This window comes from Rhodococcus sp. O3, from assembly GCF_048897285.1.
GTDB lineage: Bacteria > Actinomycetota > Actinomycetes > Mycobacteriales > Mycobacteriaceae > Rhodococcus.
Window position 1 is genome coordinate 1 of sequence record NZ_JBMBTE010000129.1, and the last position, 13,725, is coordinate 13,725.

A 13,725-nucleotide genomic window follows, 5' to 3' on the forward strand; every position below is an offset into this window, starting at 1 on the left:
CCGCGGCAGCCGGGGCACCATTGGCGCGGCTGCCCCACCACCGGCCAGCGGTGTTCGCAGCGGACGCAGATCTGGAAGGCGGGCATCAATAGATCTTCGCCGGAGTGTCGCCGTCGGCGGTCAAGGGCCGTCCGATGCGCTGCCAGGCCACCATGCCGCCGTTCACCTGGAACGCATCGAACCCGATGTTGTTGAGGTACGCGACGACGCCCACCGATCGGCCGCCCTGGCGGCACACGACGTAGACCTCGGCGTCGATGTCGATGTCCTCGATCCGGGCGGGTACGTCGGCGACCGGGATGTGCAGCGCGCCCGGGGCATGACCGAGATCCCATTCGTCGGCTTCGCGCACATCCAACAGCACCACGCCGTCACCGATCTCCGGGACGTCGTCGACCGACACGGTGGGAACATCGGAGAAGCTCACATCGTCAATAGTGGCACGCGTCTTCCGGTGCCGCAGCCGTCGGATCGACGCGACATCACCGGTGCGTCACACGGTTGTCACAGGCCGGCCACATTCACGACCAGAACCGGTGACGAAATCCCCACGGCGGCGGAGTTATCCACAGTTTCCACAGGTTCATCCCCAGTTTTCGGAGTAATTCACAGCTCCTACCTCGCTCGGGCCGAGCACATTTCGCTCTCCGTCCCGCGACACACCCGAATCATCGTGCGCCGCACCGGCACCTCCCATCACCACGAGCGCACACCCGTCGCCGCGCGTGCCTACGCACGGAACTGAAAGGATCGAGGCCATGGAACTACGGATCTTCACCGAACCCCAGCAGGGCGCCACCTACGCCGATCTCCTCGCTGTCGCGCAGACGGCGGAACGGCTCGGCTACGGCGCGTTCTTCCGATCCGACCACTATCTCGCGATGAACAGCAAGGGCCTGCCCGGCCCCACCGACGCGTGGATCACGCTGGCCGGGCTGGCCAGGGAGACGTCGACGATCCGGCTCGGCACCCTCGTCACGTCCGCGACGTTCCGGCATCCGGGGCCTCTCGCGATCACCGTCGCGCAGGTCGACGCCATGAGCGGCGGCCGCGTCGACTTCGGGCTCGGCGCCGGGTGGTACGAGGAGGAGCACCTCGCGTACGGCATCCCGTTTCCGCCCCTGCTGGAGCGGTTCGACAAGCTCGAGGAAGCCCTCACCGTGATCACCGGCCTGTGGGAGACTCCGGTCGGCAAGACGTTCTCGTACGAGGGCGCCCACCACCGGATCCTCGAATCGCCTGCTCTGGCGAAGCCCGCGCAGCGTCCGGGTCCGCCGATCATCATCGGCGGCAAGGGCAAGCGCCGCACCCCTGCACTCGCGGCCCGCTTCGCCGACGAGTTCAACGTCCCGTTCGAATCGGCGGAGGAGTCCGCGCGGCTGTTCGAGCGGGTGCGGAACGCGTGCCGCGCCGTGAATCGCGACCCCGCTGGGATGGTGTGGTCGAACGCACTGGTGCTGTGCTGCGGTCGCGACGAGAACGAGATCGCGCGCCGCGCCGCGCGCATCGGGCGTGAGGTCGGCGAGCTGCGTGAGAACGGACTGGCCGGCACCCCGGCCGAGGTCGTCGAGAAGATCGGACGCTACGCCGAGATCGGTACGCAGCGGATCTACCTGCAGATTCTCGACCTGGCGGATCTCGACCACCTCGAGCTGGTCGCGCAGGAGGTGCTCCCCGCGGTGCGCTGAGCTCCGCTCACGGGAAGAGCCGGACGCGCCGGTAGGTCAGTGGCTGCTGGTGGAGCCGAGGAAGATTTCGATGTCCCGGCTCCACTGGCGGGCACGGGCGAGATCGAGACGCCAGCGGGCGACGGCGAACAGTCCGCCGGCGACGAGCGCCGTCCCGACCCACGCGGACACGCCCACCAGCACCGCGGACACCTTGGCACTCGTGGCACTCATCGGCGGCAGCGACTGGTTGCCGTCGGCGTCGACCCAGACCGGCACCTGGCTGCCGGGTGCGGTGGTGGAGTCGACCTGGATGGTGCCGTTCCGTGTCTCCCGGCCCCACGTCCACGACGCCTCGACCGTCGCGGAGTCGGACACTCCGTAATCTCCGTAGGTGGCGGCGACGGTTGTCGGGGTGCCCTCGGTCGTCGCTGTCACCACGGTCCGTTCCGCGGTCTGCTGCGCCGACAGTGCGAGTTGTGTGTCCCACGTTGCGGCCCCGACCCATATCGCCAACGGGATCATCGCGACGACGACGAATGCGAGCAGGGCCGTCAACCGCGCCTCGATGCGATCGGTGCGGCGCACGAGAGGATTACGACGTCGAGAGGATCGGCGTGCCGTTCGCAGATAGGCCGCCGTGCTGTTCACCATGTCGAGTCCGGTCCTTCCCCCTAGTTCGCTCATTCCAGATTGATCCGCCGGACCGGCAAGAGCAAGGGGATGGGCCTTATATCACACGAGAGGCGGCTGCGCGAGGGCTGACTCCCGAGGTCGGAAGGGGCCCGTCAGAGTCCGAGACCGACGGGGCAACTGACGCCGGTCGCGTGGACCGGGCAGTAGCCGTTCGGGTTCTTCGCCAGGTACTGCTGGTGGTAGTCCTCGGCGTAGTAGAACTGCGTCAACGGGGCGATCTCGGTGGTGATCGTGCCGTATCCGGCAGCGGCCAGACGCTTGCCGAACGTTTCCGCGGTGGCCTCGGCGATCTCGATCTGCGATTCGTCGAACGTGTAGATCGCGGACCGGTACTGGGTGCCGTGATCGTTGCCCTGCCGCATGCCCTGTGTCGGGTCGTGGTTCTCCCAGAACTGCTGCAGGATCTGCGCGTATCCGATCACTTCGGGGTCGAACACGACGAGAACCACCTCGGTGTGCCCGGTGCGTCCCGAGCAGACCTCCTCGTAGGTGGGGTTGGGGGTGTAGCCGCCCGCATAGCCGGCGGCGGTCGAGTACACACCGTCGAGTTCCCAGAACTCCTTCTCCGCGCCCCAGAAACAGCCCATCCCGACGACGGCGGTCTGCATTCCGTCCGGGAACGGCGGGGTGAGGCGGTGGCCGTTGACGTAGTGGGCGTCGGGCACGGGCATGGGGTCGGGTCGTCCGGGCAGTGCCTGCTCGCGGGTGACCATCACGGATTTGGCGGTCTTCTGGGAGAGGATCTCGTCGAACCAGGACATGGTCCCGATGCTACGCGCGGGATTCGCTCCGGGCGGGGGCCGCGGGCGCGGCGCCGGCTGCCGGGACGCGGCGGACCCACCGATCGGTGATCCAGCGTCCGGCCGGCACCTCCACGCAGCGGTAGAGCGCCTCGGAGACGAGCGCGCACACCACCACGAACGCGAGGACGGCTCCGGTACGGCCGAGGTGTCCGACGGTGTTCTCGTACACCCGATACAGCACCAGCGTGTGCACGAGGTAGATCGCGAAGCTGCGGGTCGCGGTCCAGTACACGATCCGGGAGTGGGCGAGCCGGCCGTCGTAGCGGGCGAGCAACACGACGGTCGCGGTGACCACGACGATCGTCCACAGGTAGCGGGATCCGGCCCAGTACACCTGGTAGTCGGTGGCGATCCAGACGACCATCACCTGCGCGATCATCGCGAGGATGAGTCCGCGGGGGCCGGCCAGCCGCGCCCACCCCAGGTAGATGATCTGCCCGAGGAAGACGCACGGGAGGGTCGCGGCGATCTTCGACAGGAACGGCAGCGTGTACGGCTGCGGGATGTACAGGTTGTAGAAGATCACCAGCATGCACACCGCGGCGCCGAGGGTCGGCATCGCGATCGGCGCGGCCCGCAGCAGCGGACGCGCGAGCACGCAGTAGAGATAGAACGTCAGCTGCACCGCGAGGGTCCAGGTCACGCCGAGCACCGCGACCTCGGGTTTCAGGAAGAACCCGCCCAGGAAGAAGCTGAGCACCGCCTCGCCGTTGGTGATGCCGGTCTGCCCGCTGAACATGCCGTTGATGCCGAGACGCACGAGCACGATCGCGGCGAGGATCGCGGCCCAGAATCCGGGCAGCAGCCGGGCACCGCGGGCGATGAGGAACGGGCGGGCGTCCTGCCGGATCGCGGATCGGGTGATCAGCATCCCGGTCAGCATCATGAAGGCGGCGACGCCGAGGAACGACAGGTGCTGGTTGAGTTTCGCGCCGTCGACGAGCACGTCGTAGACGAGGTCGATCCCCCACCAGCCGGTGCCGAGGTCGTCGATCAGATAGAACGAGATGTGCGAGTACACGACAGCGAGAACGGCGAACGTCTTCAGCAGATTCACGCCCGGGAACTCGACCCGAGGCGCTTCGCCGCCGCGTGCCGTGTCGCTCGGGAGTGGCCGAAACATCCGACAATGTTAATGTCCGGTTTACTCTCGCGCCGAATCCGGCCCCCATCTGCGCAGGTAGAGACCTTTGTCCCCTGCCGAGCCGCCCAACAGCCCTCGACGGCGGCGCGCCGGATATGCCGGAACCGCGTGCAGGCCAGTGTTGCGCAGGGTGTACTTATGAGTTTGGGTGGAAACCCAGAAGTACCGAAAACATGAACGGGCCCAACAGGCCCGCAGATGAAGGGACCCTTCGTGGCTGAGTACACGCTTCCGGAACTGCCCTACGACTACGCGGCCCTCGAACCGCACATCTCCGCCAAGATCATGGAGCTGCACCACAGCAAGCACCACGCGACCTACGTCGCCGGCGCCAACACGGCCCTGGAGAAGCTGGCCGAGGCCCGCGACAACGGCACGATGGCCGCGCAGGCCACCAAGCTCGAGAAGGACCTCGCGTTCCACCTCGGTGGCCACACCAACCACTCGGTGTTCTGGCAGAACCTCTCGCCCGAGGGTGGCGACAAGCCGGAGGGTGAGCTCGCCGCCGCCATCGACGACGCTTTCGGTTCGTTCGACAAGTTCCGCGATCACTTCTCGGCCAACGCGAACTCCATCCAGGGCTCCGGCTGGTCCATCCTGGCGTGGGATTCCATCGGTCAGCGCCTGCAGATCGTGCAGCTCTACGATCAGCAGGGCAACATCTCCATCGGCCTGGTTCCGCTGCTCATGCTCGACATGTGGGAGCACGCCTTCTACCTGCAGTACCAGAACGTCAAGGCCGACTACGTCAAGGCCTTCTGGAACATCGTCAACTGGGCGGACGTGCAGGCCCGCTTCGAGCGCGCCCGCACCCAGACCGCCGGTCTGATCGTCTAGTCACCCCGCACACGCTGCGCAAAGAGGGACGCCGGATCTCCGGCGTCCCTTTTTCGTGTCCGGGGCCTGCGGTTGGCACTCTGTCCCTCTTGTGTGCCAGCCGGGATCCGGTCATTCTTCTCATATACCCAACGAGGTGTATCGGGGGCGCTGTGCGCCGACACCACTTCGACATGGGGAGGTTGCGGGATGAACGGACACGAAAGAATCGAACTCGCCGCCTTCCAGGCCGCCGGATCGCTGCGCGGTTTCGTCGTCTCGGGACGCTGGCCCGAGACCACCCGCGAGTGGACCCAGCTGCTGGCGATGACGGTGCGGGTCGCCTCGCTCCCCGGCCTGCTGCCCACATCCACCGTCTTCGGGGTACGCGAGGAACTTCCGGACGATCCGGTTCCGGGCACGGTCGGGCTGGTGGTCGCCGAGGGGCCGGTGCTCGGCGAGGAGGCCGTCGAACCGGGACGGTTCGCGGAGCATCAACCGCCGGCACTGATCATGCTGCACCCGCCGTCGGAGACGACACCGTCGCTGCCCGAGAACGTGGGCGTCGCGTCGGGGTGCGTCCTGCTGCCGGGTCTCCCGCACCTCGGGCTCGAGCACCGGGCCGCGTGGGTGGAGGCCGAGGCCGACGGCACGGTGACGTCGCTGGTCAGCAGGGTCGGCGTGGATCCCAACAGCGACCCCGACACCGCGATTCTGGCCATGCTGCTCGCAGCGTGACCGTCGCCCACATCCTCGAGTTCGGGTCGCCAAACTTAGTGTGCCCTTTGCGATTTCGTTGCCGACCCGCTATCGTTGCCGGAGCGAAGGGGAGTAGCCCCCAATCGCCCGGTCGACACACTGGCACGACCCCTCGGGGTTCCCGCCCGGCCGGGTGAACCGGATCCATCGATTCCGGTGGGCGAGACCTTCGGTCGTCGACGCACCTGCGCCGGCGTCCGGAGGAAGCCCCGTTTCCTCCATTCGGACAGGAGGAAACGAATTCGATGATCGCCGCAATCGCGCTGAGTTTCGCAGTCATCTTCGTCGCCGAACTCGGCGACAAGTCCCAGCTCATGGCGATGACATTCGCGCTGCGTTACCGCTGGTGGGTCGTCCTGTCCGGCATCCTCGCCGCCACCACCGCCGTGCACCTCGTCTCGGTCGCCGTCGGCCACTATCTCGGGGTCGCGATCCCGTCCACGGCCCTCGCGATCGTCGGCGGTATCGCCTTCGTGTTCTTCGGACTGTGGACCCTGCGCGGCGATTCGCTCGACGAAGAGGAGCAGAACAAGGCCGCGCGCGTGACCCGGTCCGCGTTCCTGGCCGTCACCTCCGCCTTCTTCCTGGCCGAACTCGGCGACAAGACCATGTTGGCCACCATCACGCTGGCCGCCGACAACGACTGGGCCGGCGTGTGGATCGGATCGACCGTCGGCATGGTCGCCGCCGACGCACTCGCCGTGGTCGTCGGCGCGATGCTCGGAAAGCACCTGCCGGAGAACGCGATCAAGTTCGGAGCTGCGGCGTTGTTCTTCGCCTTCGGCGCCTGGATGCTCGGTGAGGGACTGGCCCCCGAGACCCCGGCCGGATTCGTCGCCGGTGGCGCGACGCTCGCACTCGCCGCCGTGGCCGCCGCCGCTCGCGCCGTCGCGGTTCGCCGTCGCGCGGTGGAAGCGCCGCGCGTGCCCGTCGAGTAGCAGAACCCCTCCCCTTTTCGGACCGTCCGTTCGCGACGGACGGCTCCGGCTTGCCCGCAGGAGTATGCTTGCCGATAGGCAATTAATATTGGGAGGCGACGGTGAGTTCCGCAAGCACACGTTTCGACGACGACGAGATCGCACGGCTGCGCCTGACCTTCGGCAAGATCGCCCGCCGCGTCGACCGCCGCTCGTCCGGCGAGGACGGCCTCACCCGCAGCCAGTTCTCGCTGCTGTCCACGGTCGCGCGGCACGGCGAGATCGGGGTTCGCGAACTCGCCGAGATCGAGGGCATCAACCCGACGATGCTGTCGCGGATGCTCGGCAAACTCGAGGACGCGGGCCTGCTCACCCGCTCCCCCGACCCCGGCGACAAACGCGTGATCAGGGCCGGCATCACCGAACCCGGGCGGGAACGTTTCCAGCACCTGCGCGACGTGCGGACCGCTCTGTTCGCCGAGAATCTGGCCGGGTTGTCGGACGAGCACACCGACGCGATCCGCCGCGCGCTTCCCGCCCTCGAAGCCCTCGCCGAGAGCATGGCCGACTCCGCGGGGTGCCGCCCGTGACGACCCTCTCCGACCTGCGCGGACAGACGTTCGCGGCAATGCGCGGCGCGAATTTCCGCCGCTACATCTCCGGCCAGGCCGTCTCCCTCGTCGGCACCTGGATGCAGACCGTCGCCCAGTCCTGGCTGGTGCTGGAGCTGACCGGTTCCGGCACCGCGATCGGCGTCGTCCTGGCGCTGCAGACCGTGCCGATGCTGCTGCTCGGCCCGTACGGCGGCGTCGTCGCCGATCGGGTGGACAAGCGCAAGCTGATGATCGGGCTCCAGTCGATGATGGGGTTGCAGGCACTGGTCCTGGGCCTGCTCACCGTCACCGGCACCGTTCAGTTGTGGCACGTGTGGGTGCTCGCCACACTGCTCGGCCTCAACCAGTGTTTCGAGAACCCGGCCCGCCAGTCGTTCATGCTCGAGATGGTCGGGCCCGACGACCTGCGCAACGCCGTGAGCCTGCAGTCCGTGCTGGCGTCGTGTTCCCGCATGATCGGACCGGCCGTGGCCGGCCTGGTCATCGCCGCCGGCGGCCTCGGCGTCTGCTTCCTGCTCAACGCGGCCAGTTTCGTCGCGGTGGTGGCGTCGCTGCTGCGACTCGACGTGTCGCAGCTCAACCCGTCCCCGCAGGCCGGCCGCGCCCGCGGTCAGCTGCGGGAGGGCCTGGCGTACGTGCGGCGCAGCCCGGATCTCGCGGTGCCGCTGATCATGATGGCGCTCGTCGGCTGCCTGGCGTTCGAGTTCCAGGTCGTGCTGCCCGTCGTCGCGGAACACGTGCTCGCCGCCGGGGCCGGTGGCTACGGCTTCCTCACCGCCGCGATGGGCGCCGGTTCCGTCGTCGGTGGTCTCGTGATCGCCACGTGGGGCCGCACCGGCGTCAACCCCCTGGTGGTCACCGCAGTCGCCTTCGGTGTCGCCATGGCCGGCGCCGCGGCCGCACCGAACCTCGGGCTCATGATCGCCGCGATGGTCCTGGTCGGTGGACTGAGCGCATCGTTCACCGCGACCACGAACAGTTCGTTGCAGCTCGCGTCGGCCCCGACGATGCGGGGCCGGGTCATGGCGCTGTGGTCCGTGGCGTTCCTCGGTTCCACCGCGATCGGCGGGCCGCTCGCCGGATGGGTGTGCGAGGAGTTCGGCGGGCGCGCCGGACTGCTGCTCGGCGCCGTCGCGTGTCTCGCCGCGGCCGGACTCGGTGCGGCGCTGCTGGTGCGCGGCCGTAGTCGCACGCTCGGCCGGGTCGACACGACCGTCGCCGACGGCGTCGCGTAGCCGCAGGAATTCTCGGGTCTGTGGTCGCCTCGAGCCCGTGGTCACCGCGCTAGGGTTCGACCTCAGACGAGGCGCGCCGACGGGGCCGCCGGAACAGGAGTACGGCAGTGGAAATTCAGGGAACCGCAGCACTGGTCACCGGTGCGGCGTCCGGGCTCGGCGCGGCCACCGCGAAGCGCCTCACCGACGCCGGCGCGACCGTCTTCGGTCTCGATCTCGCCCAGTCCATCGAGCGCGTGGGCAGCAAGGCTCCCGAGGGCGTCACGCTGCTCGCCACGGACGTCACCAGCGCCGACGAGGTTCAGGCCGCGGTCGACAAGATCGTCGAGTCCGGTGTGCCGCTGCGCATCGTCGTCAACTGTGCGGGTGTCGGCTGGGCGGGCCGCATCCTGTCGAAGAACGGCCCGCACGATCTCGAGCTGTTCCGCACGGTCATCACCGTGAACCTGCTGGGCACGTTCAACGTGATGCGCCTGGCCGCGGACGCCATCGCCAAGACCGATCCGGTCGACGACGCCGGGCAGCGCGGCGTCGTCGTCAACACCGCGTCCGTCGCCGCCTTCGAGGGCCAGATCGGGCAGATCGCGTACTCCGCATCCAAGGGTGGCGTGCACGGCATGACCGTCCCCGCCGCCCGCGACCTCGCGCAGTACGGCATCCGCGTCAACACGATCGCCCCCGGCATCGTCGACACCCCGATGCTCGCCGGTGTCACCGAGGAGTACCGCAAGGGCCTCGAGGCCGGTGTGCCGTTCCCGTCGCGCCTGGCCCAGCCCGCCGAGTACGCCCAGCTGGTGCAGATGATCGTCGAGCACGACTACCTCAACGGCGAGACCATCCGCATGGACGGTGCGCTGCGCATGGCCCCGCGGTAGGCGGCTCCGCCGCCCGTGTGCCTTTGTGGCGCCCCCAACCGCCACAAAGGCACACGGGCTATCTCGGCATCAGGTACGAGCCGGGGTACAGCGAGTAGGCATCCCACCGAGAGGACAAGGCGTCCAGGACGCGTGATCCGGCACGCGAAACACACACCGCCCCAACCGCAGTCACCATAACTGCTGCGAAAAGTGCTGTGGCAGCGCAGATTATGCGGAGCATGTGACATCCCTCCCGATGTGGTTCGGCTTCCAATCTATGCACCGATCCAGATCGTTCGCCATGCGAAACGCGTCACGAGAACAAGTTTGATTCGTTCGGAGGAGCGGGCACACTCGTTGTTGTGACCCTCGGAACAGCAGTCGCGCGGGTGCTCGTGGTCGTCGTCGCGGTGGCCGCGGTGGTGGGCATCGCGCTGTGGGCCGGCCAGCGGCGGCTGATCTATCTGCCGGACACGTCCCCGCCTCCCCCGGCGGCCGAGGTACTGCCCGGCGCCCGGGACGTCCGCCTCACCACCGAAGACGGTCTCGAACTGGGCGCCTGGTTCGTCCCGGCCACCGGGCCCACCGGCCCGGGCACCGGTTTCACCGTGCTGCTCGCTCCCGGGAACGGCGGCAATCGGCTCGACCGGGCGCCACTCGCCGCAGCCCTATCCCTCGCAGGATTCACGACGCTGCTGGTCGACTACCGCGGCTACGGCGGCAATCCGGGCCGGCCCACCGAGGACGGCCTCGCACTCGACGCACGGGCGGCACGGAACCATCTCGTCGAGATCGAGAACGTCCCGCCCGACCGGCTCCTGTATCTCGGGGAAAGCCTCGGCACCGGCGTCGCCACCGGACTCGCCGCGGCGTATCCCCCTGCGGGTCTGCTGCTGCGCTCGCCGTTCGTCGACCTGCCGTCGGTCGCGCGGCACCACTACCCGTTTCTTCCGACAGTTCTGCTGTGGGACCGGTTCCCGGTCGCCGCGACCGTCGCCCGGCTCGACGTTCCCGTCACCGTCGTGTTCGGTACCGCAGACACGATCGTCCCGCCCGCGCAGAGCGAGCGCGTCGCCGACGCGGCGCCGCATCTCCTCGAACGGGTCGTCCTGCCGGGGGTCGGGCACAACGACCCGCCCATGTTCGGACGGCCGATAGTGGAAGCACTCATCCGCCTCGCAGCGGCCGCCCGGTCGTGAGAATCAGAGATCGTCGCTGTGCGGAATCTCCTGCACGGCACGATCTGTCATCCACTTGAGCAGGATCACACCACCGACGACGGACGCCGTTACCCGGACCACTTATTCGCCGACACCGCCGTTGGGAAGCCCGGGGTTTGCGGTGATGTTGGCCGAGCCGGTGAGCGGCATCGATGAGGCCGTGGAAAGCAGGCACAGAATTGCTACCGGGTCGCGATAGCACGGGCCGGAAATCGTGGTTGCCCGATAGGGCAACGGACCAGCCGCCGGCGCGACCGGGGAAGGCGTCACCGGCGCCGCGACCGCGACATCAGCAGGCGCAAAGACGGCGACGCCGACAAGGGCGGCAGAGATCAACGATGTGCGCAGCATATGCGTCCTCCGATATTGCAGTCCGAATCCACAGGCGGATAAGAAAATTCAGTGCCGGTGCCACTTCGGTCGATCGCCCGGCACCGACCTCGAATCACGTGAACAGCAATCTATCTCGATGTGGCGACAATCCACCACATGCACTGCAGAATTGATTCGTTCGGCGGACACATGCCTCGCGGCGGCATCAGAGGTCGTCGATGTGCGGGATCTCCTGCACTGCACGGTCGGTCATCCACTCCCGCAGGATCTTCGTCGCGATGACGTCGTCCTCGTTGTACTCGAGCAGCCGCTGCCGCTGGGACGGGTCGGGCGAACCCTCGTAGCCGACGGCCTCGCGATACCAGCTCATCGATGCCTCGCCGCCGGCCTCATCGTCGCGCCACCGATGTCCGGCCAGCGGTGCAATCTTCTTGAGTCCCTTGCCGTTCGGGCACACGAACTGATCGGTCACGGCCTGGAACACGTCGACCCACTGTGGCGAGTCGATGAACGCGCGGACCTCCGCCTCGCTCGGCACACCGGGTCGTCCATAGAACCGGCGCGCCGACGCCAGCAGCCACTTGTCCTCGGCCGTCCTCGAATAGCAGTACGCGGCAAACGTTTTCCCGCGACGCTCGGCGACCTTGCGTTGATCGGAGAGCCACGTCCAGAACTCGCCGAAGGAGCGGGCCTCGTCGTCGGTGGGCACCGGATCCCAGGTCGCGAACGGCAGGTACGCCGACTCGCCGTCGACGTTCAGCAGCGTCCCCCACAGGTAGGCACCGAACTCGTGGTAGCTCTCCATGTCGACGTCGACCTCGATATCGGCACGGTGCACGTGCACGTGCCCGTACCGCCGCACCAGGGGCGCACCCACCAGCCACGCCTTCGCCGTCACGACGGTGTCCGCGAACGACCCCTGTGGCCACACCTCGGGTTCCGCGCCGTCCCAGTGGGCCAGCTCGTCGACGGTGTGCACACCGAGTTCGCGCAGCACCGTCGCGCGCTGGCCGGGCGCGACCAGCGACACGTCGTGCGCCTGCACCAGCTGTTCCCGGCACCGCGACCACCACGGGCAGGTACGGCACTCCCCGATCTGCGCCGGCCCGGTCGCGACCTCGCCGCGCGCGATCGCGATCCGGTCCGCGTACCGCTCGTCGTAGTCGGCGAGCACCTCGGACAGGTCGTGCACGAGGATGCAGTCCCCGCCGTAGCCGATCGCCCCCGCCACCCGCGCGGGGCTGGCGAGCCCGTGCCCTTCGAGCATCCGGTACAGCTGCGCGAGCCGCATCTGGTCGCGCAGCTGGCTGCGCACCTTGCGCGTCTCGTCGACCGCGGGTTCCCACGCGAACAGTCCGGTCGTGGTCGCGCCGCGGCCCGGATCGGTGACCTTGTGGTTGACGACGATCACCGGGATGTAGCCGCCGCGCGCGGTGTCGCGGAGCAGGATCTCGGACCGGCCACGCCGCCCCGTTTCGGGTTCGGCGGGCAGCACCGCACCCCAGATCCGGTCGGCGCCGGCGCGGCACGCCCGGATCGTGTCCTCGGCCCGGCGGGACGCGGGTCCGTCGGCAGCGATCTGCACCCAGCCGGGCTGGGCGTCGCACAACTGCCGGCGGATCGATTCGCGATGCGCCGCGGCAGCCTCCTGCCGCTGTTTCGCTCCGGGGTTCTCCGGTGCCGCCGCCAAGTCCTCGGGAAACGCCGCGTCCAGATACACCCGGTGACGGCACCTTGTCAGCGCGCTCGCCTCGATGAGAACGGGCGATCGCCGCATTTCGATGGGTGCATCCACAACCGTCCAGGGTATTCGTCCTAAGGTGAACCGATACCACCGGCTCAGACAGCCTGATTGTTCAGGTGCCGCTGCGCCGTCACACCGAATGGAGGGTGCTGTTCGATGGCGTTGTTCAAACGGCGGAAGCGTCGCGCCACCCGCAAGGCCGAGGCGAAGGCCCTGAAGCACAAGGCCGCGCTCGAAGCGAAGCTCGGAGCAAAGAACCAGTCTCGACGGGACCGCCGCGCCGCGAGGGCACAGGCCAAGGTCGACAGAGAGCTAGTCAAGTCGCAGACCCGGATCGAGAAGCAGCAGATCGCCACGCTCAAGGCGCAGGAGAAGGCCGCCGCCTCCCAGGGCTTCACCGCCGCGAAGGTGCGGCGCTATCTCGGGGTCGCACGTCTGCTGGCGCCGGTGCTGGTGCCGCTGGTCTACCAGGCCGTCACCGCCCTGCGCGGGCAGCTCGACGCCCGGCGGGCGCAGCGCATGGGCATCGCGATCGACCAGCTCGGCGAGTTCACCGGGCACGGCGCGCGACTGAGCGCCCGCGTCGCAGGCGCCGAGCATTCCGTCGCCAAGATCGTCGAGCAGCATCCGCAGGACGCCGAAACCGCCAAGTTCGCCGAGGCCACCCGAGCCCGGCTCGCCGATCTCACGACCGCGATCAGTGCGGCCGAGCAGATGCCTGCCCCGCGTCGCCGCTCGGCGCACGCGGCGATCTCCGCCGAGCTCGACGGCATCGAAGCCGACCTGCTGGCGCGACTCGGGGTGCGCTGACGGTCCCATGTCTGCCGGTCCGATTCTGCGCGGTGCGACCGCGGGTGCCCTGACAGCGGCACTCGCGATCGTCGCGCACGCCGCGGCCGGTGGCGGACTTCCCACGGGAC

Annotated in this window: 15 protein-coding genes; 9 read left to right on the plus strand and 6 right to left on the minus strand. The window is 68.5% G+C overall.

The genetic code is table 11. The annotated features are described in order from the left end of the window. Positions 1-85: 85 nt before the first annotated feature. Positions 86-427 carry a rhodanese-like domain-containing protein gene (locus tag ACN675_RS24140; RefSeq protein WP_420753242.1) on the minus strand — a complete coding sequence of 114 codons (342 nt, stop codon included), beginning with the start codon at positions 425-427 and terminating at the stop codon, positions 86-88. 331 nt (positions 428-758) lie between these two features. On the opposite strand from ACN675_RS24140, the gene ACN675_RS24145 reads away from it, so the two are divergent. Beyond that, positions 759-1,688 carry an LLM class F420-dependent oxidoreductase gene (locus ACN675_RS24145; protein WP_420753243.1) on the plus strand — a complete coding sequence of 310 codons (930 nt, stop codon included), beginning with the start codon at positions 759-761 and terminating at the stop codon, positions 1,686-1,688. A 36-nt stretch (positions 1,689-1,724) separates the two neighbouring features. Here the strand turns inward: ACN675_RS24145 and ACN675_RS24150 are convergent, their stop codons facing one another. The 3 genes from ACN675_RS24150 to ACN675_RS24160 form a co-directional block, all read right to left on the minus strand. Continuing rightward, positions 1,725-2,255 carry a hypothetical protein gene (locus ACN675_RS24150; protein ID WP_420753244.1) on the minus strand — a complete coding sequence of 177 codons (531 nt, stop codon included), beginning with the start codon at positions 2,253-2,255 and terminating at the stop codon, positions 1,725-1,727. 200 nt (positions 2,256-2,455) lie between these two features. Next, positions 2,456-3,124, minus strand: coding sequence for a peptide-methionine (S)-S-oxide reductase MsrA (msrA, locus tag ACN675_RS24155; protein ID WP_420753245.1), 669 nt, complete (start codon positions 3,122-3,124; stop codon positions 2,456-2,458). A gap of 10 nt (positions 3,125-3,134) precedes the next feature. After that, positions 3,135-4,289, minus strand: a complete 1,155-nt coding sequence (locus tag ACN675_RS24160; RefSeq protein ID WP_420753246.1) for an acyltransferase family protein — start codon at positions 4,287-4,289, stop codon at positions 3,135-3,137. A 234-nt stretch (positions 4,290-4,523) separates the two neighbouring features. Between ACN675_RS24160 and ACN675_RS24165 the strand changes: the two genes are divergently transcribed. From ACN675_RS24165 to ACN675_RS24195, 7 genes are all read left to right on the plus strand, one after another. Continuing rightward, positions 4,524-5,147, plus strand: a complete 624-nt coding sequence (locus ACN675_RS24165; protein WP_068164327.1) for a superoxide dismutase — start codon at positions 4,524-4,526, stop codon at positions 5,145-5,147. Between the two features lie 189 nt (positions 5,148-5,336). Then, the gene (locus ACN675_RS24170; protein ID WP_420753247.1) at positions 5,337-5,864 is read left to right on the plus strand and encodes a peptidase; all 528 of its coding nucleotides are present in this window, start codon (positions 5,337-5,339) and stop codon (positions 5,862-5,864) included. A gap of 266 nt (positions 5,865-6,130) precedes the next feature. Beyond that, complete coding sequence (locus ACN675_RS24175) at positions 6,131-6,823, plus strand: TMEM165/GDT1 family protein (protein WP_420753248.1); 693 nt, start codon at positions 6,131-6,133, stop codon at positions 6,821-6,823. A 152-nt stretch (positions 6,824-6,975) separates the two neighbouring features. Then, a complete protein-coding gene (locus ACN675_RS24180) occupies positions 6,976-7,392 on the plus strand; it encodes a MarR family winged helix-turn-helix transcriptional regulator (protein ID WP_420753254.1) in 417 nt (138 codons plus the stop codon). Next, on the plus strand, positions 7,389-8,651 hold the full coding sequence (locus tag ACN675_RS24185; protein ID WP_420753249.1) for an MFS transporter: 1,263 nt from the start codon (positions 7,389-7,391) through the stop codon (positions 8,649-8,651). The genes ACN675_RS24180 and ACN675_RS24185 overlap by 4 nt, the downstream gene beginning before the upstream one ends. 107 nt (positions 8,652-8,758) lie before the next feature. Then, positions 8,759-9,526, plus strand: coding sequence for an SDR family NAD(P)-dependent oxidoreductase (locus ACN675_RS24190; RefSeq protein WP_420753250.1), 768 nt, complete (start codon positions 8,759-8,761; stop codon positions 9,524-9,526). 344 nt (positions 9,527-9,870) lie between these two features. Further along, on the plus strand, positions 9,871-10,707 hold the full coding sequence (locus tag ACN675_RS24195; RefSeq protein ID WP_420753251.1) for an alpha/beta hydrolase: 837 nt from the start codon (positions 9,871-9,873) through the stop codon (positions 10,705-10,707). Between the two features lie 102 nt (positions 10,708-10,809). Here the strand turns inward: ACN675_RS24195 and ACN675_RS24200 are convergent, their stop codons facing one another. Both ACN675_RS24200 and ACN675_RS24205 read right to left on the minus strand, forming a co-directional pair. Next, positions 10,810-11,079: a hypothetical protein gene (locus tag ACN675_RS24200; protein WP_420753252.1), complete on the minus strand. Its 270-nt coding sequence runs from the start codon at positions 11,077-11,079 to the stop codon at positions 10,810-10,812. A gap of 187 nt (positions 11,080-11,266) precedes the next feature. After that, positions 11,267-12,838, minus strand: coding sequence for a TM0106 family RecB-like putative nuclease (locus ACN675_RS24205; protein WP_420753255.1), 1,572 nt, complete (start codon positions 12,836-12,838; stop codon positions 11,267-11,269). A 123-nt stretch (positions 12,839-12,961) separates the two neighbouring features. Here ACN675_RS24205 and ACN675_RS24210 point away from each other — a divergent pair, with 123 nt between their 5' ends. After that, complete coding sequence (locus tag ACN675_RS24210; RefSeq protein WP_420753253.1) at positions 12,962-13,615, plus strand: DUF6474 family protein; 654 nt, start codon at positions 12,962-12,964, stop codon at positions 13,613-13,615. Positions 13,616-13,725 lie beyond the last annotated feature (110 nt).